Annotated in this window: 19 protein-coding genes and 1 pseudogene; 7 read left to right on the forward strand and 13 right to left on the reverse strand. The window is 62.3% G+C overall.

All coding sequences use genetic code 11. The annotated features are described in order from the left end of the window. A partial coding sequence (locus MKK53_RS21790; RefSeq protein ID WP_243930864.1) for a TonB-dependent siderophore receptor occupies positions 1-692 on the reverse strand: 692 nt, incomplete at its 3' end. Between the two features lie 556 nt (positions 693-1,248). Here MKK53_RS21790 and MKK53_RS21795 point away from each other — a divergent pair. From MKK53_RS21795 to MKK53_RS21805, 3 genes are all read left to right on the forward strand, one after another. Beyond that, positions 1,249-2,220, forward strand: a complete 972-nt coding sequence (locus MKK53_RS21795; protein WP_243930865.1) for a helix-turn-helix domain-containing protein — start codon at positions 1,249-1,251, stop codon at positions 2,218-2,220. 183 nt (positions 2,221-2,403) lie between these two features. Further along, positions 2,404-3,507, forward strand: a complete 1,104-nt coding sequence (locus MKK53_RS21800) for a catalase family protein (protein ID WP_243930866.1) — start codon at positions 2,404-2,406, stop codon at positions 3,505-3,507. Positions 3,508-3,848: 341 nt separating this feature from the next. After that, positions 3,849-5,810 carry a response regulator gene (locus tag MKK53_RS21805; protein ID WP_243930867.1) on the forward strand — a complete coding sequence of 654 codons (1,962 nt, stop codon included), beginning with the start codon at positions 3,849-3,851 and terminating at the stop codon, positions 5,808-5,810. A gap of 179 nt (positions 5,811-5,989) precedes the next feature. Here the strand turns inward: MKK53_RS21805 and MKK53_RS21810 are convergent, their stop codons facing one another. The 3 genes from MKK53_RS21810 to MKK53_RS21820 form a co-directional block, all read right to left on the reverse strand. Continuing rightward, on the reverse strand, positions 5,990-7,525 hold the full coding sequence (locus MKK53_RS21810) for a hypothetical protein (protein WP_243930868.1): 1,536 nt from the start codon (positions 7,523-7,525) through the stop codon (positions 5,990-5,992). A 9-nt stretch (positions 7,526-7,534) separates the two neighbouring features. Next, positions 7,535-8,340, reverse strand: a protein-coding gene (locus MKK53_RS21815) for an IS5 family transposase (RefSeq protein WP_243930869.1) whose coding sequence is annotated in 2 segments (ribosomal slippage) — positions 7,535-8,010 and positions 8,010-8,340 — 807 coding nt in all. Because the reading frame shifts where the segments join, the coding sequence is not laid out codon by codon here. 39 nt (positions 8,341-8,379) lie between these two features. Further along, on the reverse strand, positions 8,380-9,615 hold the full coding sequence (locus tag MKK53_RS21820) for a hypothetical protein (RefSeq protein WP_243930870.1): 1,236 nt from the start codon (positions 9,613-9,615) through the stop codon (positions 8,380-8,382). Between the two features lie 1,039 nt (positions 9,616-10,654). On the opposite strand from MKK53_RS21820, the gene MKK53_RS21825 reads away from it, so the two are divergent. Next, the gene (locus MKK53_RS21825; protein WP_243930871.1) at positions 10,655-11,977 is read left to right on the forward strand and encodes a tyrosine-type recombinase/integrase; all 1,323 of its coding nucleotides are present in this window, start codon (positions 10,655-10,657) and stop codon (positions 11,975-11,977) included. A gap of 203 nt (positions 11,978-12,180) precedes the next feature. On the opposite strand, the gene MKK53_RS21830 is transcribed toward MKK53_RS21825, so the two are convergent. The 6 genes from MKK53_RS21830 to MKK53_RS21855 form a co-directional block, all read right to left on the reverse strand. Continuing rightward, positions 12,181-12,543 carry a DUF1622 domain-containing protein gene (locus MKK53_RS21830; RefSeq protein WP_243930872.1) on the reverse strand — a complete coding sequence of 121 codons (363 nt, stop codon included), beginning with the start codon at positions 12,541-12,543 and terminating at the stop codon, positions 12,181-12,183. After that, on the reverse strand, positions 12,540-12,932 hold the full coding sequence (locus MKK53_RS21835; RefSeq protein WP_243930925.1) for a DUF1622 domain-containing protein: 393 nt from the start codon (positions 12,930-12,932) through the stop codon (positions 12,540-12,542). Before MKK53_RS21835 ends, MKK53_RS21830 begins: the two co-directional genes overlap by 4 nt. A gap of 21 nt (positions 12,933-12,953) precedes the next feature. Then, on the reverse strand, positions 12,954-14,057 hold the full coding sequence (locus tag MKK53_RS21840; protein ID WP_243930873.1) for a sodium:calcium antiporter: 1,104 nt from the start codon (positions 14,055-14,057) through the stop codon (positions 12,954-12,956). Between the two features lie 78 nt (positions 14,058-14,135). Continuing rightward, entirely contained in the window at positions 14,136-15,035 is a 900-nt protein-coding gene (locus tag MKK53_RS21845; protein ID WP_243930874.1) for a Brp/Blh family beta-carotene 15,15'-dioxygenase, read from the reverse strand. 8 nt (positions 15,036-15,043) lie between these two features. Beyond that, a complete protein-coding gene (locus tag MKK53_RS21850) occupies positions 15,044-15,808 on the reverse strand; it encodes a bacteriorhodopsin (protein WP_243930875.1) in 765 nt (254 codons plus the stop codon). A 525-nt stretch (positions 15,809-16,333) separates the two neighbouring features. Further along, positions 16,334-16,903, reverse strand: coding sequence for a tyrosine-type recombinase/integrase (locus tag MKK53_RS21855; RefSeq protein ID WP_243930876.1), 570 nt, complete (start codon positions 16,901-16,903; stop codon positions 16,334-16,336). A gap of 218 nt (positions 16,904-17,121) precedes the next feature. Between MKK53_RS21855 and MKK53_RS21860 the strand changes: the two genes are divergently transcribed. After that, a complete protein-coding gene (locus MKK53_RS21860) occupies positions 17,122-17,493 on the forward strand; it encodes a DUF2958 domain-containing protein (RefSeq protein ID WP_243930877.1) in 372 nt (123 codons plus the stop codon). A gap of 324 nt (positions 17,494-17,817) precedes the next feature. Here the strand turns inward: MKK53_RS21860 and MKK53_RS21865 are convergent, their stop codons facing one another. From MKK53_RS21865 to MKK53_RS21875, 3 genes are read right to left on the reverse strand one after another with little or no spacing between them, the layout of a single operon-like run. After that, positions 17,818-19,530, reverse strand: coding sequence for a complex I subunit 5 family protein (locus MKK53_RS21865; RefSeq protein WP_243930878.1), 1,713 nt, complete (start codon positions 19,528-19,530; stop codon positions 17,818-17,820). Between the two features lie 56 nt (positions 19,531-19,586). Beyond that, on the reverse strand, positions 19,587-19,988 hold the full coding sequence (locus MKK53_RS21870; RefSeq protein ID WP_243930879.1) for a sodium:proton antiporter: 402 nt from the start codon (positions 19,986-19,988) through the stop codon (positions 19,587-19,589). Continuing rightward, a complete protein-coding gene (locus MKK53_RS21875; RefSeq protein WP_243930880.1) occupies positions 19,985-20,710 on the reverse strand; it encodes an MnhB domain-containing protein in 726 nt (241 codons plus the stop codon). The genes MKK53_RS21870 and MKK53_RS21875 overlap by 4 nt, the downstream gene beginning before the upstream one ends. 3 nt (positions 20,711-20,713) lie before the next feature. On the opposite strand from MKK53_RS21875, the pseudogene MKK53_RS21880 reads away from it, so the two are divergent. Together MKK53_RS21880 and MKK53_RS21885 are read left to right on the forward strand one after the other, a co-directional pair. Next, a pseudogene (locus tag MKK53_RS21880) lies at positions 20,714-20,848 on the forward strand (DNA starvation/stationary phase protection protein Dps); the annotation flags it as partial. A gap of 764 nt (positions 20,849-21,612) precedes the next feature. Next, a complete protein-coding gene (locus tag MKK53_RS21885) occupies positions 21,613-22,290 on the forward strand; it encodes a DUF6629 family protein (protein ID WP_313901574.1) in 678 nt (225 codons plus the stop codon). Positions 22,291-22,468: the final 178 nt, after the last annotated feature.

Genomic DNA, 22,468 nt, shown 5'->3' on the forward strand with positions numbered 1-22,468 from the left:
ACCGGACCGCCGAAGTCGAAGTTGCCCTGGTAGCGGTCGAAGCTGCCGGCCTGGAACTGCACCTCGCCGAACGGCACGAAAACGGGACGCTTGCTCGTGATATCGAGGATACCGCCCGGCGAGCCAAGGCCGTACAGGCCCGAGGCCGGGCCACGCAGGATGGTTACCGCTTCGGCGCCATAAGGTTCACTCTTCGGATAGGCGAAGCCGCTGCCGATCACCCGTAGACCATCACGGTAGATGCCTTGATTCGTCAGAACATCGAAGCCGCGGATGAAGATCTGGTCGAAGCGCGGGTCGAAGCCGGACCGGGCGGAGATAGCGCCGGGAACGTAGTTGATTGCGTCGGTGAAAGTCTGGACGTTCCTGTCGTTGAGCTGTTCGCGGGTGACCACCGAAACCGACTGTGGGGCCTCGATCAGGGGCGTGTTGGTCTTCGTCGCGGCCGTAGAAACGCGAGCGGTATAGCCGGTGACCCCGGAGGGCCCGCCGCCACCTCCACTGGTGGCAGCCGTGCCACCATCGCCTGCGCTGAGATTGAGTCCGCCCGGACTAGGGACTGGATAGGAGTTGCCTGGCGCAGCTGCCACAACCGATAGTTCATTGAGTTGAACGGCTTCCTGTGCCGCCACTGGACTGGCGAGAGCGGTGGAAGCGAGGAGGATAGGGAGGAGCGAGAAGCGATTGGACATGAATCACGCAGGCACGCGCCATAAGCGGCGCAGTACCGACGTCATCGACGTTCACAACTAAGCGATCAAGCCAGAAAAGTGCTAAAAATCACACATTTACAGCAGTTCAAATCTGAAGTTTTTCTAATCAAGGGATTGCGGGACAGGGTGTGTTCTCCCGAGAGCGCATTATCGTTAGGGATCGAGCTGGGAATGACCCTCATCACGCAGGCAGCATTGCTCGATGCTTGGAGAAAAGGATACATTCGCTACTCCCGGTTTGAGCATCGAGCTACTGCATAGACGCGAACGAACGCACCACGTGCTAGCTCGCTAACGCGCTGATATGGCTTGGAAAACCAAGTTAGTCTGTGCACGTTTTGTCGGCGTCAGAGCACTAGGTACAGTTTGTGACATCAGGCAGGGGCAGCTGAGGGACCGCCTAATGGCTGCTTTTAGGAGAGGCGGATGGCTGCTCACGCGTCCGGGTTGGGTCGGAAGCAGCGTGTCAGCTTCGCTGCTCCAACTGCTCAAAATCGTTGGAGCTTTCGCCAACAGTGACGCATAGTCCGCAACCATGGGAGCCGACCTTCTCGACCGCCTTCTCGTCACGCTCGCGGTCCGGCTGCGCTCGTTCTCCATCTGCACCATACAGCGCGGATGGCGCTTGGGTTTCAGCCCGTTCGAGGCGATCACCGTCCACTACGTGCTGCGCGGGACCGGAAGCCTTCGGGTCGGGCAGGGACCCTGGCGGTGCTTCGCGCCGCACACCATCATCGTCGTGCCGGCCCGGCATTCGCACAGCCTCGGCGCCGCCGAGGACTGCGTCGGCGAGGTCCGCGCCGAGGATCACTGCGTCCTCCACGGTGACGGCCTCATCTCCTTTACGGCCGGCGACGGCAGCCCTGATGCGCTTTTCGTATGTGGCCAGATCGCCGACACCCACACCGGCGCGATGGGTCTGTTCGAGCTGTTCCGGGCCCCGATGGTTGAGACTTTCCCCGCGGATCCGGTCCTGCGCTATGCCTTCGACCTCATGCTTTCAGAGGTAACGAGCCCCGATCTCGCGACACAGGCGATGACGGAGGTGCTGATGAAGCAGTGCCTTATCATCCTCCTGCGCAGGCACCTTGCGGCGAGCGACTTCACGTCCCCCATCCTAGCAGCCCTGCAGAACCCAAAGCTCGCCCGCGCCGTCCTGGCGGTTCTCGAACAGCCGGGTGCGCCATACTCCGTCGACGGCTTAGCGGCCCTCGCCGGCATGGGCCGGACCAGCTTCGCGGAAGTGTTCGCTGCGACCTTTGGGCAAGGTCCGATGGAGTTCGTCCAGAGGGTCCGCCTGCGGATCGCCTCCCGTCTCCTCAGCGGCACCGACCTGCCGGTGAAAGTCATCGCCGCCACCGTCGGCTACGCGAGCCGGAGTGCGTTCAGCAAGGCGTTCGAGATCGAGTTCGGGACAGCGCCGAGCCAGTTCCGCCTGGTCGGTGGAATGGACGAAGGCGAGCCGGAGCGCATCGAGGGCGAGCCTCCGGACACCGAGCCGACCTGATCTCGTCAAGACGCCGATTGGCCTCCCCTCGGTGCTCCATCGTTCGGATCGCGTGCGCGAGCGTTCGACCGGACCGAGCCCTTGGAACCGTGGAGGTCGGGTGGCCTTGGCCATGTTCAATGGGTGAGGACGAAAGGCGACCGGTCCCCGGTTGTTCCAGCGCTCCCGCCCCGAGGAACGATCATGGTCGATGCGAGCGCCTTCTATCTTCGCTACAGCCCCGACGTCGAAACCGTCGCCGACGACGAGGCAGAGACGGCGCAGGGCCTGATGGAGACGATGCGCTCGGTCAGCGAGAAGACTTTGGCGGACGGCGGCCACGCGATCCGCAGCGTCCACGCCAAGAGCCACGGGTTCCTTGAGGGCGAGCTTGAGGTGGCCTCGGACCTTCCGCCCATGTTGGCCCAGGGCCTGTTCTCCAATCCCGCGACCTATCCCGTCATCATGCGCCTCTCGACCATTCCGGGCGACATTCTAGACGACAGCGTCTCGACGCCCCGCGGCCTCGCCGTGAAGATCATCGGCGTCGAGGGCGAGCGGCTGGAGGGTTCCGAAGGGGACGTTACCCAGGACCTCGTGCTGGTCAACGGACCCGCCTTCGGCGCGCCGACGCCGAAGGCATTCCTCGCCACCCTAAAGCTGCTCGCGGCTACGACCGACAAGGCGGAGGGCTTCAAAAAGGTCGTCTCGGGCGCGATGCGCGGCGTCCAGGAGATCATCGTCTCGACCACCGGTATGCCCAACGCCACCGTCGCGACGATGGGCGGCCAGCCCGAGACCCACATCCTCGGAGAGACCTTCTACAGCCAGGTGCCCGTTCGCTTCGGCGACTACGTCGCCAAGCTGTCCGTGGTACCGGTCGCGCCCGAACTGACGGCTTTGACCGACAAGCCCCTGGCGGAGGACGGAGGTCCCAACGCCATCCGGGAAGCCGTGATCGAGTTCTTCCGGGCGAATGGCGGGCTTTGGGAGGTCAGGGCGCAGCTCTGCACCAGCCTCGACACGATGCCTGTCGAGAACGCCGCGACGGTCTGGCCCGAGACCGAGAGCCTCTACCAGACCGTGGCGCGGATCCGGGTGAAGCCGCAGACGGCTTGGAGCGAGGCCCGGTCGAGCGCGGTCGACGACGGCCTGTCGTTCAGCCCCTGGCACGGGCTCGCCGCTCATCGCCCCCTCGGTGGCATCATGCGCTCGCGCAAGCAGGCCTACGAGATGGGCAAGCGCTTCCGTGCCGAGCGGAACGGTCACACCATCGCGGAGCCACGTGGGGCGATCAACCTACCGTAGAGTGCAATGGGATGTACGGCCTTGGTGCTTCGTACGGAAGCGGGTAGCTAATCGCCCGCTTCCGGGTATTTCGTCGAGGAACCCAAACGACTGGGTTGGGTCGGAAGCGGGAAGGCCGTTTTGGGTGGTTTCTGCTGGTCCGCTTTCGAGGGGAAAATCGAGAACTGGACGTTCTCTCGAACCACAACGATCAACGGCTCTGCGTCAAAGCCAGTCGTCCAACCCACCGGAGCATGATCTTCGACGGAGACATCCTTCAGCGACGTTCGTTTCGGTCCAGAGTGCGCAGTGGCAGGAACCGGTCGCTTTCAAAAGCATCCGGCGCGTGACACTGACGTCACATGAGCAGCTTGCACAAACTGATTGGGACGGTCGCCCGCCGACGCTCCTCGCCGGTCACCAACTACGGCATCACGCTGTTGTTCGTCGGCGCAATGACGTTCGTCCGGTTCCTGGCTCCAGCCTATGTCGCACCGTTTCTGCTGTACATCCCGGTCCTCCTGGTCGTGAGCTTGGCTTTCGGCTGGCGTACGGGGGCGCTAGCATTGTCGTTGTCCACCCTGATCGCCGCATGGTTTTACATGCGGGACGGGATGCTCAACGGCGTCGACGTCGCCCTGCTGTGTCAGTACGTAACGGTCGGCACGACCATGGTGTGGATCTGCCACGCCCTGCGCCGGTCTGTCGTGCAAAATGAAGCCACGCTGGAGCGGCTCAACGCTGCAAACCACATCCTTGTCGACAGAGAGGCGGCGTTGACAAGCGCCAATGCCGCGGCGGAAGCCGCCAAGGAAGCGGCTGAGTTGGCCAACACAGCCAAGAGCGATTTCTTGGCCAATATGAGCCATGAACTCCGCACCCCGCTTTCCGCCATCATCGGCTACAGCGAGATGATGGGGGAAGAAATTACGGACGGTTGCGAAGCGTCGGACCTCGTAGCTGATATTGGCAAGGTCGAGCGCAACGCCCGTCACCTGCTTGGACTCATCAACGACGTGCTGGACCTATCCAAGGTCGAGAGCGGCAAAATGGAGGTCTACACCGAAGATTTCGCGGTAGAGGATATGCTGCGTGACGTGGCAGGGTCCGTCGCAACGCTGGTCGGCAAGAAGGGCAACACCCTGGAGCTGCAGCTCGCGCCCGGGCTGGACTGGATGCATTCCGACTTAACCAAAACGCGACAAGTGCTTTTCAATTTTCTGAGCAACGCGGCCAAGTTCACGGAAAGTGGGACGATTACCCTTGCCGCTTCGCGCACGACCGACGCCTCTGCTGTCAACCAGCTTTCGTTCTCTGTTACGGATACTGGGATCGGGATGACGGCCGAGCAGGTATCCCGCCTGTTCCGCCGTTTCGAACAGGCTGATGCGTCCACGACGCGCAACTTCGGCGGGACCGGGCTCGGATTGTCGCTCACACGTGCCTTCGCCGACCTGCTCGCGGGGACCATCACGGTGTCCAGCGTCCCCGGCCAGGGCAGCACCTTCACGTTCACCGTGCCGGCGACCTTCGTTCCGCCCGTCGACGGGCAAGCCTCGCCCGATCCCGACATCATCGCCGACAACGAGGTGGGAGGCGATGTCATTCTAGTCATCGACGACGATATGGACCAACTCGCGCTCACGACGCGGTTCCTTCATCGCGAGGGTTTCCGGGTCCAGACGGCCACGAACGGCAGGAGCGGGCTCGACCTCGCCCGGAGGCTGCGGCCGCGGGCCATCCTGCTGGACGTGATGATGCCGGGGGTGGACGGATGGTCGGTGCTGAGCCAGATCAAAGCGGATGAGATGCTAGCTCCGATCCCGGTCGTCATGGTGACGTCCGTGGACCAGCGCAATCTCGCGGCCTCGCTCGGCGCCGCGGACTACATGCTGAAGCCGGTCGACTGGTCTCGGTTCGGTAAGATCGTGAACCAGTTCAGACTGGCGGAGACGGACCGACGCGGCACCGTGCTCCTGGTCGAAGACGAGGCCATGACCCGCATGGCGATGCGCTCGACCCTGGAGGAGGACGGCTGGTCAGTCGTGGAAGCCTCGAACGGCGAGGAAGGCTTGCAGCACGCTGTAGATGCGAAGCCGGACGTCGTGATCGTGGACCTGAACATGCCCATTATGGACGGCTTCGGCTTCTTGGAGGGTGTTCGAACCGTACCAGGCTGCGCGGACATCCCGGTGATTGTCCTGACGGGCCGAGAATTCTCGGCGGACGACCGGAGCAAGCTTCGCGGCGCGAGCCAAATCCTCAACCGCGGCGACCTTGCGTCGGCGAGTCTGGCTGAAAGGCTGAGGGGTCTTACCGCCTGAGATGGAGAGAACGGAACAGAAGCCCTGGCGTCGAACCTCTTTGATGTCTGCTTCGAGACACCAGGTCTGGGCGCCCGCACGACCGAGTTGGGTCGGGGGCAGAACGTCCGCTTCCGCGCAAAGCTCATTGCCCGCCCCCCAGCCCGTTGTAGACCTCCGGGGGCGAGCATCAGATTCAACTACGAGAACAGGGATTGCGCCTCCATGAGGTGATCCGGATGCATGGCCTGCTCCAGATCAAAGCCAGGGTATTGCTCGACGATCGCCCGGAGCAGCTGCGCCACATCCTCGTTCAGGAAGATCGTTTGCGCAGCCAGCTTGGCCGTGCTGCGTTTGGCGTTCTTGAGATCATCCACGCTGGCATCGGGAAAACCGATCGTGACGAGCCAGTGAGCGATCTCGCCGTACGTGCTGCGATGGCCTGTGGCGGGGTCAACCAGGCTCAGCCCCCACTCCCCTCGAACCAGTGCCCGCAGGAATTGCCGGTAGAGGTGTCCCAGAGGCCCGTCGCCGCGCAAACCCACCCCAGCCGCCCGCACGGGCGCCGCCATGGTGTGATAGGCCTGCCAGGCCAGAAAATCGGGCAGCATCTTCAGCAGCCTGCCCGGCACGTAACCCTGGTCCTCGGGCCTACCCTGACCGCGACTCCACGACTTGAAGCGAACGATCGCCTCTCGTGCCTCAGCTACATTGCGCCAGGGGACACTATCGAAGGCCAAGTGCAACCTGCCCTGTACGGCGCGCTCAACCGGCTTGATCGGCCGTCGCTTGAAATCATATTCTAGGTTGAGCCGAGTGTTTTTCGTCACAGTGATGAGATCACTCTCAGTGTGCCACTGCTCCTGCAGCGAGATCAGCGAGGTTTGAATGTGCAGCTGTCCGGGTTGCCGATCAAGGAAAAGCTTTCGAATGTAATCGTTATGCTGGTCCTGGGGCGCAGCGGGTTTCACGCCGGCCTTTGCCAGTACCGGCTTAAGTTTTCCAGGAAGAAACTCGCCTGTAAATTGCCCCCGAGTCCTCATAGAAATTACTTGACCCACGATGTGCTTCTCTACGAGAAGATCCCTGGGTCCCAGCGGGCTACCATCGTCATTCGGGAACAAGCGTTCTCTAATATCATAAAATATCTGGCAAAGAACGCCGTTAAGATGCAGTTCCTCGTGACTGGCATCGGTTAAAAATCCATCCGTAGTAGCGCTAACAACGGTCCGGTTCTCGGGCACGCCAGCCAGGATCTCCCCCAGCAGGGCTCGCACGAAGCCGCTCGCAAAGGCTGCAAACCATGGCGATGTGATCGCTGAGGGCGGCATCGTATCCATACGACCCAAGCGTGGATTGAAAGCTCGTTTGAGGTGAACACCTTGGGCAGTTTTCCCGTACAAGCTGTTGCCGATCTCCTTCCACAGGAGTTCGAGAGGTGAACCCTTACCTGCTTCACGTCGTCGCGTTTGAATCCGGCGCGTAAAGCTTTCGAAAATCGGGATGTTCGATGCCCAGGGGATGATCACCCCTAGAAGAATTTCAAGCTGCGCACCCTGATTCATGGCAGCAGCGATTTCCGGTGCTGTGCAGACGCTCACGCCCTCAAGCGGAAACAGCAGACCGCTGTCGGTTCGAACCGGCAAGCTTGGATGACGAGTACCAGGCGGAAATACGAAGCGGACCTGAGCGACCCCCATGACGTCCGGTTCATATTCCACAACACGTTGCGACATTTAGAGCGCCTAACAAAACCATCGTTCGATGAAGCGCCAGACGATGAGGGCGGCAGCCAGCGTCGAGAAGGCGAGATGGATGTCGGCTCGCCGCTCGTAGCGGATGGCGAGGCGACGGAACTGGGCGAACCACGCCAGGGTCCGCTCGACGACCCACCTGCGACGTCCCAGCCGCTGGCTGCTCTCGATCCCGCGCCGGGCGATGCGGGGCTGGATGCGGCGGCGGGTCAGCGCCTGACGGCAGCGGCGGTGGTCGTAGGCCTTGTCGGCGTGCAGCTTCGAGGGCCGCTCGCGCGGCGGTCCCCAGCATGAGCGGATCGGCGGGACGGCATCCACGACCGCCTCCAGCATTCGGCTGTCATGGACGTTCGCCCCCGTCAGCTTCAGGGCGAGGGGGATGCCCTTCGCATCGGTGACGATGTGGCGTTTCGTGCCCGGCTTGCCACGATCGGTTGGGTTCGGGCCCGTCGCCGGGCCCCCCTTTTGGCGGCGATCGAGGCGCTGTCGAGGGAAGCTCGACTGAAGTCGATGCCGTTCTGGCGACCGAGCCGGTTGAGAAGCGCATGCTGCAGACGGTCCCACACTCCGGCCTTCTGCCAATCCCGCAAGCGCCGCCAGCAGGTCATCCCCGAACCGCAGCCCATCTCCCGGGGCAGCAACTCCCAGGGCGTGCCCGAGCGCAGCACGAACAGGATCCCCGTCAGTGCCGCGCGGTCGGAGGTTCGAGGCCGACCGCCCTTCGGCTTGGCCCGTTCAGGCGGCAGCAGCGGTGCGATCTCGGCCCACAGGCCATCGGGAAGGAGCGGTCTCGCCATCTCCACCCAACGCGCCAAACCCGGTTTTGTTAGAGACTCTTAGGCGTTGGCATAGTCCAGCGGCTTCAACAGACACATCGCAGTAGTATAAGCGCCGGGAAGATCGAGATCGTAGAAGACACCAGTTTCAGTTGGTCCAAACGTGTAAGCCTCATTCCGACCACCGTGATAACCCAACGCCGCAAGCTCATCGAAGACCTGACGAGAGAAAATGGATTGCCGCTCGATCCTGGTACGGAGTTTTCCAGTGACGGCACTATAGACGGTCTGCTGGACAGTCTCGAAACTGAAGGCGTCTTCAAGCGTAAGACCGGTTCGCTGAATTTCCTGTCGGGCAATAGCGACGGCAAAACCTGCTAGGGAAGAAGGAAAACGTTTGAGCCCCATCTCTTCGGCTAGATTCTGAAGCTTGAGTCCATATTCCAGAGCGATACGAGCGTCTTGAAGCGCGTAATCTTCGAACTTCTCGCGGTTAGACGTGAGAAATAAGTCCATGCGGTCGATGCGATAACCATCAGGCAACTCAACCTTTTCTAAATCGACTAGTTTGCCTGCGGTGTCCAAGCTCCCTCGACCGGGTGTGAGAAGCACGGTGTCAACGAAGCGTACGGACACGCGTCGAGGAGTACGCCCTCGACCGCCGGCCCACAGGCTCATGGAGTTTCGACGGCCTTCACCACTCTTTCCCTTGGAAGGCTCGGCGTCTTCCGGCGTTAGGTCGAGATCATAGCGCACCGAAGCCGCCGTGTAGGTTCGCCCGATGCCATCGAACTCGCGCTTGCGAGGCCAGAAATTGTCGAACGCAGTGATGTCCGCGCGTAGAAAATGACAGAATACCGTGACTTGATCAGGCCAGTCCGGAAGCACGCCTTCTTTGATGGCCTTTCGAATGCCAAGTTCGAGAAGGCGCTCCAGAGTTATTCTATGCCGTCGCGTCTTGCCGCGGGTATAGCGAATCAGCTCGACCCTCCGGCCCCGAAAATCCAGCGCCAGCTGGTAGCTGAGGATCTGGTTGTAGGGCTTGCCCGTGACGGCATCGACCCGCGTGACCCATTCTGCATCAATCCCACAGGCGATGTGAATGGGCGGTGCGATGAAGGGTTTTGATGAAGCTCGGAGGCGCGACTTGAGCGATGAACGGCGACCACCTGGTGTACCGCCGCTTGTGTCCCCATCGGAAGTTTTACACCGAGCATTTTGCTTATTGATTTCAGTCATTTGACGGACCCGGAACACAAATTCCAAAGACACCGCGACAAAAAAGAAGGGGCCCATTTCGGGCCCCTTCCATAGTGCTGCGTTTTTAGTCGAGATCAGCGATGGCCCATGCTGGAACAACGACGGGTCGCCCAACGCTGTACTGAGATACAGCGCGATTGAGCTCCACTAGCACAAGCTCAGGCTTGTCAGCGTATTCCTCTCCGATCTCGGAAGGATCGATCACCGCGACAAGGCGATTGTCACCGTGGCCACTTACGTAGACCAGGCCATCTTGCCCTAGCTTCGTAGAGGCGATGGCAGACACCCTGAAGCCTGGCCCCTTGCCATTATTCACGGCCATAAACGGATCGATTCTAGTATTTCTAATCGTCATGTTTGGTCCTTGCCAAAGCATCGGTTACGAAAACCGACGGGCAACAGACGAGATGAATTGCACAACGCACTAAAGCGTCTAAGCAGTCCGCCTCGTGCAAATGCACGTCGGGCGCATTCGGGCTTTGACTGCAAGGAACATCGACTTGGGCTTAGACACAGCTTCGCCCCCGCCGATGCGCCGAAGCACATCAAATCGAAAACTATGCAGGACTAGGGTCCTGCTATAGATCATCGATTGCGGAGGCTCTACGACGGCACCTTACCCAAGTTGAACTTGAATAAATGCCCTCGATGCTGAGACACTGCTAACCCAAATGCACGCAAAGCCTAGGGCGAGCCCGAGGTGGGAGTCAACCCATCATTTAAATAAATTTGACCTCATGTACCTTAAGCTGCTTGTTTAGCGCAGCTCAAGCGCAGTCTTTATACAGACCATGCAGAATCAATAACTTAGGTCTGCTCGCGCTCAGATCATAATCCTTGTGTCGGGGGTTCAAATCCCTCCCTCGCTACCAACAATTCCTAAGCCCCGCCAAGCACTTAGCGGGGCTTTTTGTTTGCCTTGCTCTCTGCGGGTTTCGGTTTTAAATCCTAGAGCAGCGCTAGCGCATTCCAAATATTGTCGTGCGGGCGTAACGGTTTGCTGGGGGCTCTGGGAACACCCTAGCGCACTTCTAGCGCAGTCAGCCGCACCGCAGTAACCAGACAGGGCCGCATCTTGAGCACCCCTGGCAACGACCGAGCCGAGCGCTACCAGCTGTTTCAGCGCGCGGGCAGCACCCGATGGCAGGTGCGCTTCAGCATCCGGGGCCAGGGCCAGTTCAAGCGATCCCTCGACACGGACGACCTCCAGGAGGCAGAGCGCCGAGCTGACGCCATCTGGTACGAGGCCACCTACCGCGCCAAGCAGGGGCTCACGGCCAAGGCACACACGTTCGAAAGCGTGGCCGAGGCGTACATCGCCCAGATCCTGCGCGAGGTTGAGCGGGATGAACGGCGTGCCGATCAGGGCAAGAGCGAGCCCGCCGTGATTCGCCGGTACTTCGTGGGTTTCTTCGGTGCGAAGCCCGTGGATGCGATGAGCGAAGCGGATATGGAGCGCTACGCGGAGTGGCGGCGCACCTACTGGACCGAGGGGCCGGGCAAACTCATCACGCACATCGAGTACGAGCGTGACGGCCATCGCCTGCGCCGACCAGTACGGCGATCCGCGCCCTCCCTGAGTCGCCAGCGCGGTGAGACCGTGGTGCTGCGCGCACTGCTGCGCTGGGCCTCGCGCCAGGGTTATCTCAAGACCCCGCCGGAGATCACGATCAAAGCCCGACGCTCGCCTGACAACCGGCGGCCCAGCTTCGAGCCCCATGAGTTCGCCCGGCTGGAGGCGGTCAGTCTCAGCCGCCTGGTGGACCCCATCATGGATGGCACGGGTGTCGAGGTCCGAGCCAGCGACCGGCGCAGTTGGCGCATCAAACGGCTGGACGACCACACCCGGCGCGATCGCACCGTGCTGCATGCGTACGTGATGATCGGCGCGTTCTCAGGCCTGCGCCCCACAGAGATGTACAACCTCACTTGGGGCGACGTGCTGGGCTACCGCGCCGGCAGGGGCAAGAGCGCGGATCATCGGGACATCCGGCTGCAGGCACGGGGCAAGGGCAAGAGCGGCAAGGCCATTCCGCAGAAGGCGGCGATCCCGTGGTTTGACACCCTGTGGATGTTGTTTCAGCGCAGCATGGGTCGAGAGCCGGAAGACACGGACCCAGTGTTCGCGAGCGAGACGGGCAAACGAATCACCTCGGTCGCCAATGGCTTCACCGAGCTAGTGAAGGCAGCCGGTCTCGAGCGGGACCACAGGGGCATCAAGCGCACGCCCTACTCGCTGCGCCACTTCTACATCAGTGAGCAGCTGGCCAACGGCGCTGAAGTGCTCGACGTGGCCCGGAATTGCCGAACCTCGCTCGCCATGATCGACAAGCACTACGGTCAGGTGCGGCTGGAGCGTGTGGTGGACCGGCTGCGCCCAGAGTGGACACGTGCCTGAAGCGGGTCCGCAGTTGACCCTCAGCGGACCCTTGGAACGTCCGCTTGCAGGCTGTTGAGGTAGAGGCCAACGTCTGGGTCGGGTGGTTTTCAGCCTGTCCGCTTTCAAGCGATGGATGCGCCCAAACGGACGTTACGATCACGTGTAATCACGGTCATCATCTATTACTACTCAGATGCGAATAAGTTAGAAATACCAGCCTACTAAAATTTGGTATTTCCCCATTGAGATCTGTATTTGATCGAGTGATTGGGTCGCAACTGCGCCGCTTCCCAGGCCAGTGCTTGCTTGATGAAGGCGCGCAGGGCGAACACGGCAAGGAACATCAGGATCGCGTCCCAACTGCGCAACTCAATCGTTTTGAGCAAGGTCGCGGCCGTCTTAAACCCGAGGCCTGCTACGATGCCATCGGCCACGAACAGGCGTGCGCTCACGATACTGTGCCGGGTTCCGCGCCCGAGCGCGAGGTGCCAAAGGCCGCGCGTGCAGCCCGCAACGACGAGGAGACCACCGCCGAACTCGATCAGAGTAGCGAGGCTCAAGATCCAGGGATCAAGGCTGCTCACGGCGCCGTACCTTGATCCGATGTAGCTCTGGGCTCACCAGCCATAGCGCTTTGCGCTTCTGCTTTGTCGATCTCCTTTTGCAGGAAATAGTTCAGTAGCGTGCGGATCGCCGCGATGGCCGCAAGCTGGCCGATCTCCGACCAGGTCGGCGCCACGGCCGTGCGCAGGATGTCGGCACCGAGTTCGAACTCCAACGCTACGGCGAGCCAGCGTCCGAGCCTCAGGCGTACCTCTTCCTTGGCAGCCTGCGGATCAGAATGCCGCCCAATGCCCGGCAGGAACAGGAGCAGGGCGCCTATGGTCGCCTCAACGGTGGCGAGACCGATAATCAGCGCGGCAGCCGCCTCCGTGCCGGTAGCGAGCCAGAGCGTCAGTGCTTTGATGTACACTTCCAAGCGCTCCGCTCCTGATCAAGGTCCGGGTGCCAACGCGATGGCGAAGAGGCCTGCGATGCCGATCGCGTAGAGGATGAGGACGGCGAGCGAGTCGATGCCCATGCCCAACACGCGCCGCTGCGGGCGAAAGATCAGCCCGGCGATGTAGGCGCAGGTGAGGAGCACACCGAGGCCAGCGAGGTAGACATCGGTATCTTGCGCCTGCGGCAGCGCGGGGCGACCGGAGATCACCGTCGCTACGAGGAAGAGCACCGGCAGGAAGGCGTTGCCGCCAAAGATGTCGCTGATCGCGAGTTTGTCGTCGCCGAGCCGCATTGAAGCGAGGCCGGTCGAGAGTTCCGGCAGCGATGTTGCTGCCGCCAGCACGGTCGCGCCGAACAGGACGCCGCTCATCCCGATCCGGTCAGCGATGGCATCGCCACTGATCTCAAGGGCCACGCCACAGACCAGAGTGGCCAGGGCTGCGAGCATAAAGAGGGTTGCCGCGCGCACCGTCGTGACGCCCTTAACCCCAGCCTCCTGCGACTTACGTGTCCGGCTGTGGCCCTGCGGCCGGCTCTGCGCTTCCGCTGCCGAGTTGCCAGCGTGCCAGGGCAGGTCGCTGCGCGACCGCCCGATCAACCAGATGCCGAGCATCCAAACGAGTGCAATCGCGAGACCGCCCGGCGCCACATGCGCCACGATCAGGCTCTCGGGTAGGCGGCTGGCCATGATGGCCAGGATCAGCACTGCCACGACCAGGGTGCCTTCGAGCGCCAGCGAGAGGCTTGCGGCTCGGTAGGTCAGGGGTCGTCGGCCTCGCCCGCTGAACGCGTCGAGGGCCACGAGCACCAACGTTTGCACGCCGATGCCGCCGAGTAGGTTGCCGATAGCGATGCTTAGATTGCCGCGCCAGGCAGCACTTACCGTAATGGCGATCTCGGGCAGGTTGGTGGCGATGGCGAGCAGGATCAGTCCGCCAAGCGCCTCTCCGAGCCCAAGGCGGGTGGCGAGCACGTCTGTGGTGTCGAAGAGTTTGATGCCGGCATACCAGATGATGCTCGCCGCACCCGCAAAGAACGCAAGCAGCATCGGCAGCGACCAGGAAGAAAGCATCGTGGCGTCCTTGGTGTGGGTCACTCCGAGTCGCCCTTCAGGCCGCTCGTGTGCCTCGTGTCGTCACGACCCGGACGGGTTCGGCGCTGCGTCCAAAATTGCCTAATGCTGTCCGGTGGCTTTGGCCCGCTCATGCCGGGTGAGCCACGCATCAAACAGCATGTGCGGCAGGGTCAAGGCCGCGAGAAGCTGGAGCGTGACGCAGACCAGACGTACCGTTGGCTCACCGGGCGTAACGAACCAGAGTGCTGCCCCAATCAACACCGTGAGGATTGTAGTCGGCAGCGCCCTCCACCATGCGGAAGCTGGGCCTCGCACCCGGGGCGCGCGCGTGGGATGATCAATGAGCGCGGACGTGTGCGCTGGGGCATGCACCACGACAAAGTAGAGAGCGAAAGCTACGAGGGGCGGCAGCATGGCGAAGCCGATGCCCGCGGCGAAAGGGACGATCAGGGAGCGCACCTGCCCGAGGAAAAGAGTACGAGCCGCCCAAGCGATCACAATTGGCAGCCATAGCAGGCCCGCCCAAACCAACCAGTGCGGTGGGGTATTGAACAGCACGCCTGAGATGGCCGTCAGCACCTCAGCCGTAGCGGCGGGTTGCAAGAGGACCGGCAGGGCCACCGGCAGTCCCCCCAAGGCTAGAGCCGGTAGGCCGCCGCTGCCGGTCTCCTCGGTTCCGAAGTGCCATACGGACAGCAGCAGGAAGCCGCTCAGGGTGGCCTCAGGAGCGAGCCGCCACCCTACGAGCACGACGGCAACCAGGGCAAGATAGGGAACGGCAAACAGCGGGAACCACGCCCAACCCACGCGATGCTGCAGCAAGGTGCGGCCGATCTCGACGTCGAGCGCACCGTGCGGCACGCCGAGCACGATGATCAGGGCGACCGCGCAGACCCATTGCTTCTGCCACGGGAACGTAAGGCTCATGGCGAGAACGGGTAGTGCAAACAGCAGCGGTGCTACGGCGACGGGCGGAAGGAGACGCATCGTTCCGCCCATCGACGGCATCAAGCGGTTCTACGCATGGCGACGGCGTCTGGGCGATCCTCTGCCAGATCCCGCTCCGTGGCCTTGGTGTCCGACATCACCGACATGTAGCCGTAGATCACCTTGGCGATGACATCGAGGATCGCGATAACCAGCACGCTGACGGCATCGCTGACGATGTTGAGGCCGTCAGGCGCGACTGCGAGGATGACCGGGTAGACCAACCAAACGACGGACAAGATCGTGGCGTTGCGCTTGTAGGTTGCCTGCACGTCATCGCGCTCGAGGGCGTTGGCCTCCATCTGGGGCTTCCAGATCGCGTAGTACACGCCGAGGAAGGCGACGCAGGAGACGATGAACCACGTCCACTTGGTCCAGCCCAGCTCCGAGGCACCGAAGGCGAAGGCCGTGACGATCATCATCACGTCGGCCAGCACCGCGCCGACAATCGCGCCATGGCGCTTGGGCAGATGCCGCATGGCGGTGAAGCCCAGCGAGACGAGTAATAGGGGCGTCGTGAAGGTCCAATCGATGTAGCGGGCGAAGTAGAACACCCGCATCGAGGTGTTCGCCCCTGCAGCGACGGCTTCGTTGGTGGGCAGCATCACCAAGCCTTGGCCAGTTGCCATAGCGAGGTAGGAGCAGGCTGCAATGATCGGGACGATGCCGTGAAGAACGGTGTGGAGCCCCTCGGACGACGTACGGCGCTTGCCGGTCGCAAGGATGAGCAGACCACCAGCCAGCATAATCAAGGCGGTGGCCCATAGAATGGGATTTGAACTCATATCGCCCTCGCAGCGTGCGGCGTGTGCCGCACCATGCGCCGGGATTTATCCTACGACGAAGATAAAGATAGCCGGGTCTAATAAATAAAAACGATCGGGCGCGGAACTTGATCAATTAGCATAAAAGATCAAAATATTCCCGCAAAACCAATCAAAAGATAATACGGCCATAACGATTTATGATTTCATACCGATTGTTTGTTGTTCCCGTATCTGACCGCGCGCTCAAGCTCGAATGCCTGCCTAGCTTCATCACCTAATGAGGCGCCGACCGCTGCGAGCAATCTCACGCTGGGCTCCGCCTCGCGCGCGCCCTCTCGCGCGGTGGGGTTGCTCTCTGGTCAATTTTGGTCGAACAACACCGTCTGGCTCAACGTCCGCTCTCGGGCATCGCGTTGGGGATCTGGAACGACAGGGTCGGGTCGGATCCGGAACGTCCGCTTCCGGGTAGGCGGCCTAATTATGTTGTTCGTGCAGATCCAAGGCGGCAGCCACGATTTGCATCAGAAAAAGCGCAGTCCAAGATTAAAGTATCTCCACAGCCGCTCGCATCATCTCGTCGTTGACATCGATGTATCTTTGTGTGGTGGAGAGATGCCGATGCCCAGCGAGCATCATGATTGCCTTGGGTGAGATCCCAGCATGAGCCAACCGCGTGATGAACCAACGGCGACCACTGTGGCTCGAGCCACCATCCAGGCCGGCCTGATCGTACCAACCCCGCATCAGCTGACACAGCGTGTTCGCGCTGAAGGCCGTGCGCTTCTGAGTGACCAGCACGGGGAGCCTCAGGTCAGGAGCGACGGACAGGCTGGCACGGAACTGCTCGATCTCGCGACGCAGGCGCGCGTTCATGAACACCACACGCGCGTGACCACCTTTCGTCGCAGCCGCGCTCAGTCGGAGCTGCTCACGTACCCTCCCTTCGCCGTCGAGGAGATCGATCCATTGGAGCGACGCGATTTCGCCGACGCGTAGGCCCGCCAGGTAGCTGATCATCAGCACAGCTCGGTTCCGAGCGCCATGTCTCCCCTGTCCTACCACTGCTACCAGCCGCTTGAACTCCGCTTCCGTGGGCACGCACGCCTGCTTCATCAGAACCTCACACTTTGCGCTGTTTGCAGCAAAAGATGATGTTTCCAGACGCGCTTGAGGGCGAGTGCTTTGTGGATCTCAGCTAAATCAACGACTTAGCGCAGAACATCACAAAATGTAGCTTTTATGATGTTCAAGATTGAAGCTCGCGGTCGGTGATTTGCTCGCCCTCGGACTCGCGCGGCTGCACGCTCCTAGCCTCACACGCGAGGATGCCCATGCTGCCCCTGATCGACGCTGCAACGCGCGAGCTGCTCCTGACCAATGGACAAGATCGAGAGCGCGACCACTATCCGGTGCTCAAGCTGTTTAATCCCACGGGCCCGGCCACCTGGCTGATCTGCGCGATGGACCCCAATGGGGACACCCTGTACGGGCTGTGCGACCTCGGCTTCGGCGAGCCCGAGCTGGGTTACGTGAGCTTGGAGGAGCTCAAGGAGGTCAGTGCTGGCCTCGTGATCGGGCTGGAACGCGATCTCTCCTTCCGGGCCACGCTCCCCATCTCAGCCTACGTACGGGCGGCGCGAGCCGCGGGTCGGATCGTGGAGCTTGGCCGACCAACAACCAACATCTCGGGCAACCGACGTTGAACCCACCGAAGCGCGGTCGGTAGACGAGACGTTCGCCGCGTTCGGCGGTGCGTGGACCATGTCACGCCCTCAGAAGAACAAGCGGATTCTGGACGGCTCCGTATGCCTGGCCAATCCGGACCCTGTCATTCCAATTGCCTGACATGGTGCTCAGAAGCGGACGTTGAGCTTGACCGCTCTGGATGACTGAGATTGGCCGAAAGCGGCATAGCTGCTTCGGGGGAATTATGCGGAGAAGCTGACCTGGGCACGTCCAGACTGGTCTGTCCCCCCGGTCGTGCCGTCGCCAATCGCAGCCCTCGCCGTCCGTGTGAGGCCGCCGCCTCAGGACGCCGCGAGGAGACCCGCGAGGATGGCCGATCCGACAGTTATCCAGGTCACGTAGTCGCCAATCAAGCCGCTGTGAACTTGCTCTAGAAGCCGGGTCGGTCCCGATTGCGTGACGCGGATCGGCCTCGAAAGCCAGCGTGGCAGTCTATGGCGGCCGAGTGCGTAGGCCGCCAGCACAAGTGCCAGGGTAAGGCTGAGCCAGGGCAGCCAGCTGGGGCCAGCCCCCAAACTACCGCCCTGGTGCATGAAGGCCGGTGCCGCTTTGGTGGCGAGGCGCGCGACCCCAGCCTCCGGTGTGGCGATGTTCAGGACTAGCAGGATCAGACAGGGCGCCAACATCAGCCAGAGCGGGCGGTTGGCCTTCTCTCGCTCGGCCTCGCTCGGCGCCTGCGCTTCATCACCGGGATCCTGCCCAAGTCCGAGAAAGATCCGGCCGGCGGCGCGCAGGACCGCTGCACCGGTGAGCCCCGCCCCGACGACGGTCGCCGCGACTGCGAAGGGGTGGCCGCCGTCAAGGAGGGCGCCCTGGAGCACGCGGGTGCCTTGGTCGAGGAGGCCGAGTGGCAGGCCGCACAGCAGAAGGCCGCCGAGTGCCATCGCGATGCCGGCGGGCCCGATCCCTCGGCCGAGGCCGCGCAGGGCGATCTCGTCGATCCCGGCGCGAGTGGCGAGCAGGATGCCCGCCACCATGAACAGCGCGCCCTTCACCAGCCCGTGGCCGACGAGGTAGAGAAGCAGGCCGCCGGTGCCGCCCTGCGACAGCGCCCCGATGCCGAGCAGCATGATGCCGGCATGGCTGATCGTCGAGAAGGCGAGCAGGCGCTTCAGGTGGCGCTGGAGCACAGCCATCAAGCCGCCCACCAGCGCGGTCGCGCTGCCGGCGCCGATCATGAACAGCGAGACCGCCCCGCGGACCTGATCGGAGCCGGTGAACACCACCGCGGTCAGCTTGGCAAGCCCGAACAGCCCGAGCGAGACCATGGCGCCGGAGAAGATCACCGAGACCGGGCTCGGGGCCACCGCGTGGGCGTCCGCGAGCCAGAACTGAAACGGGACCACGGCGGCCTTGATCATCAGCGCGGTGGCGATCAGGCAGAAGGCGCCGGCAGTCACCGGATCGCGCCCTGCATGGGCGACCGCGCGGGCCAGTTCCTCGAAGTCGAGCGTGCCGGCACGGGCGTAGATCAGGCCGATGCCGCCGAGCATCAGGAAGCCCGCGAGGCTGTTGGTGACGGTGAAGTTCAGGGCGCCGGCCAGCGCCGATTCGTCGAGATGATAGGCGGTCAGCGCGAAGGCCGCGACGCTCATCACCTCGAACCACACGAACAGATTGAACAGGTCGCGGGTGAAGACGAATCCGACCATGGCCGCCAGGAACAGCAGCATCAGGATCTGAAAGTGGCCGTGGGTCTCCTCAAAGAAGCCCCAGGCGAAAACGAAGCTCGCGGCATACAGCGTCCCAATGAACGCCGCGACCCAGCCGCTCGCGGCATCGACCGAGAAGCCGATCCCGAGCGCCATGCCCGCCCGCGGCGTCCAGCCGCCGAACCAGTAGACCAGCGGCGCGTCCGCCGCCCGCACGGCGATCAGGCCGCAGAGGGCTGCGACCGCGAGCGCCGTCAGGCTCGCGAGGATGTCGGGCCAACGGCCGGGCAGGAGGTGAGCGGTCGCGAGCAGGGCCGCGCACATCGCCAGCGGCAGCGCCACCGGAAGGGGCGGCAGCACCGCGCTCGGGATCCAGCCGAGCGAGAACCAATCCGGCATCAGAGCTGCGCCTCCGCGCCGGGTTCCTGCTGCGCGCCGACGCGTCCGCCGCCGGCATTCTTCCGCATCGGTCGGAGCCGCTCCGGGTCGAGTGTGCCGCTACGCTTGTACACCTGCAGCGTCAGGACCAGCAGCAGAGCGGTCAACGTCGCGCCGACGACGATGTCGGTGAGCACGAGCGCCTGCATCACCGGGTCGACGGCGGGTGTGCCGGGCGGGTGGTCGTAGAAGATCGGAGCGATGGCGTCCCAGCGGTAGCCGATGCCGAGAAGCAGTACGTAGGTGGCCGATTGGCAGACCGAGAGGCAGCCGATCAGATGGATGTAGTTCCGGCTGGTGCTGATCCCGAACAGGCCGATGCCGAACAGCCATGCGGCAACCGCGTAGGGGAGCCAGCTCACGCGTCTTCTCCCTTCGGATCGTCCGATTGGTCGGGTTCCCGGGTCTCCTCCATGAATTCGAGGAAGAGCTGGGTGAAGCCACCCGTGACGGCCGCCGCCACGCCGAGATTTTCCACCAGCATCAGGCCGCCGGAAAAGAGGTCGCGAAACGTCCCCAACGGCAGCACGTTCTCCATGAATGCGCCCCCGACCAGCATCGGTGCGAGACCGCAGAGCACGAAGAGCAGCGCGCCACCGCCTTCCATGGCGTCGAGCCACCGGCTGCGGACGCTGTCGCGCCATCCGGAATAGCCTTCGCCGAGGTAGATCAGCAGGGTCGCCGATGCGAGGATCACGCCGCCCTGGAAGCCGCCGCCGGGGGTCACGGTGGCGTGTAGAACCACATAGAGCCCGAACAGGGCGGTGATCGGCCCAGCGATGCGGCAGGCCAGGACGACCACCTCGGCGCGGGGCAGAACCGGCCTGCCGGGGAGCCGAGCCGCGCGATCGGTGATCGCCTCGCCGCGGCTGCCGCGCAAGAGCACGACAGTTCCGGTGATGGCGGCCAGCAGCATGAACTCCTCACCCAGCGTGTCGAGCCCGCGGATGTCGAAGTTGATGGCGCTCACCATGTTGGCGACGTGGCGCTCGGCCGGCGCGATCGCGTTGATCCGCGCACCATAGGCAGCGATGTCGGCGCCGAAATCCGGCATCGCTCGGATCGCCGAGACGGCGCAAGGCACGAGGACGAGGCCGGCGACCCCGACACGGCCGACCTGTTCACCGAGATCTCGCGGGCGGTCGACAAGCAGCTGTGGTTCCTGGAGGCTCACGTGCAGGAGCCGACCGGCAACATGCGGGATGGGGATAAGGCGAGCTGAGCAGTTCCGTCTGTCGTCACTCAGCTCCGCGAAGCGGTTTCTAGACTGATCCGCGGAGCTAAGTTGATGTTAACGCCGATCGCACCTACGCGCCGTGCGGTGACCCTGACATGCCGAGGCGAGCGGCGATCACCCATTGGAAGAGGTGTGACAGGACGGGATGATGCCTCCATCTCGACCAGTCAGCGGCAAGCTTGACCTGTCAGCCACCTGGGCATTGCTGTTGAAAAACGCGATCAATCGCTATCGGGCGCCCGCGCCGGTCAGCTACCCGGATCTGGCGTTCCGGCTACTCATAGCCACCACCATGCAGTAGCCCCTTAATTGGCTCGGACTAAAATACCAGTTAGGTCAATCACGCCGGAGAACACCACGTCGAACGGCGACAGAGGTATCTCGCCGAATGCCACCAGCGTCCCATCAACATCGCGCGCTAGGGTCAGTGCATAACTGAGGTCGCTAACGCCTGGGTTACAACTCCGGCGATGTCGGTGTTGTCCTCGACCACCAGCACGCATACAGCTGTTTGACAACGACCTGATCTGATATCTAATCGTTCAGCATTGCGGCATAAGACGGGGCGAGGCATAGCGTTTAATGTAATAGATAAATTCCATGGCTTCTATTTGGAAAAACTGATGGATGTTATTTATAAAATATTATTTGCAAAAATTTTACATCAAACAATTGATCATCGCTTGACCGTCTGATGGGCTCGCTGCACTAAAGATAACACGGATTTATTAAAATACGGGTATCCGCGCATGTGTTTCTCTCCAGAAGTCGATTTTATCGCGAGCGGCGTAATCGGACTCTTCGGTGTAGCTACACTCGCGCACGTCCGGCAAGCTCGAGCCGTCTTGTTTGCAGCGACGCCGATTTTCTTCGCCCTACATCAATTTACGGAGGGATTCATCTGGCTTGGCCTTGAAGGCGAGATCCGGCAGGAGGCTCAGGGGCACCTCGTCTTCCTGTACATGCTCTATGCGCAAGGCATCCTGCCGCTCCTGATGCCGCTGGCGGTCCTGCTGATGGAGCCGCCCGGATGGCGCCGGTGGCTGATCGGGGCGCTCACATTGGTCGGGGCGGGTCTCACAGCTTTCGTGTTCAGAGGTCTCATCAGTTACCCGAGTACGGCCTGTATCGAGCAGCACTCGATCCACTACGATAATCCAGGCACGGCCCTCACCGGAGTGGCGGTGATTTATGTCTTGGCGACTTGCGGCGCGTTGATCTTGTCAAGCCACCGGGTGGTGCGCTGGTTTGGCTGGCTCAATTTTTTTGGCGTGGTCGCGACCGTCATCGTAAAGGGCTATGCGTTCACGTCGGTCTGGTGCCTCTACGCTGCCATCATGAGCACGATCATCTTCTGGCAGTTCCGCGCCCGTCGCATCAATATCCGCGAGCCTAACAATCCCCTTCGTGCGGCTGCCACAGCTTGAGCGTCCGTCTATGTCGTTCGGCGCCATTCATGCTGGCCCACAGAGGTGGGGCGACGTCAGATGCGGGCGCACTTTTCCAGAATGGCATGAACTCGCATCGTGCATGCCGTGCGAACGCGATGTGTCCTGAGGCGTTGATGGCCGGCGAATAAGCTTACTGCCAAGCTGCTCCTAAAGG

It is taken from the genome of Methylobacterium sp. J-076 (assembly GCF_022829405.1).
Lineage (GTDB): Bacteria > Pseudomonadota > Alphaproteobacteria > Rhizobiales > Beijerinckiaceae > Methylobacterium.

Excerpts from the sequence above, each read along its gene's own strand:
- MKK53_RS21845 (WP_243930874.1), bottom strand. The coding sequence starts at position 15,035 with ATGGGCGGAACGATGCGTCTCCTTCCGCCCGTCGCCGTAGCACCGCTG.
- MKK53_RS21885 (WP_313901574.1), top strand. The coding sequence starts at position 21,613 with ATGTGTTTCTCTCCAGAAGTCGATTTTATCGCGAGCGGCGTAATCGGA.
- MKK53_RS21820 (WP_243930870.1), bottom strand. The coding sequence starts at position 9,615 with ATGGGCCCCTTCTTTTTTGTCGCGGTGTCTTTGGAATTTGTGTTCCGG.
- MKK53_RS21860 (WP_243930877.1), top strand. The coding sequence starts at position 17,122 with ATGCTGCCCCTGATCGACGCTGCAACGCGCGAGCTGCTCCTGACCAAT.
- MKK53_RS21850 (WP_243930875.1), bottom strand. The coding sequence starts at position 15,808 with ATGAGTTCAAATCCCATTCTATGGGCCACCGCCTTGATTATGCTGGCT.
- MKK53_RS21855 (WP_243930876.1), bottom strand. The coding sequence starts at position 16,903 with ATGAAGCAGGCGTGCGTGCCCACGGAAGCGGAGTTCAAGCGGCTGGTA.
- MKK53_RS21795 (WP_243930865.1), top strand. The coding sequence starts at position 1,249 with ATGGGAGCCGACCTTCTCGACCGCCTTCTCGTCACGCTCGCGGTCCGG.
- MKK53_RS21800 (WP_243930866.1), top strand. The coding sequence starts at position 2,404 with ATGGTCGATGCGAGCGCCTTCTATCTTCGCTACAGCCCCGACGTCGAA.
- MKK53_RS21805 (WP_243930867.1), top strand. The coding sequence starts at position 3,849 with ATGAGCAGCTTGCACAAACTGATTGGGACGGTCGCCCGCCGACGCTCC.
- MKK53_RS21810 (WP_243930868.1), bottom strand. The coding sequence starts at position 7,525 with ATGTCGCAACGTGTTGTGGAATATGAACCGGACGTCATGGGGGTCGCT.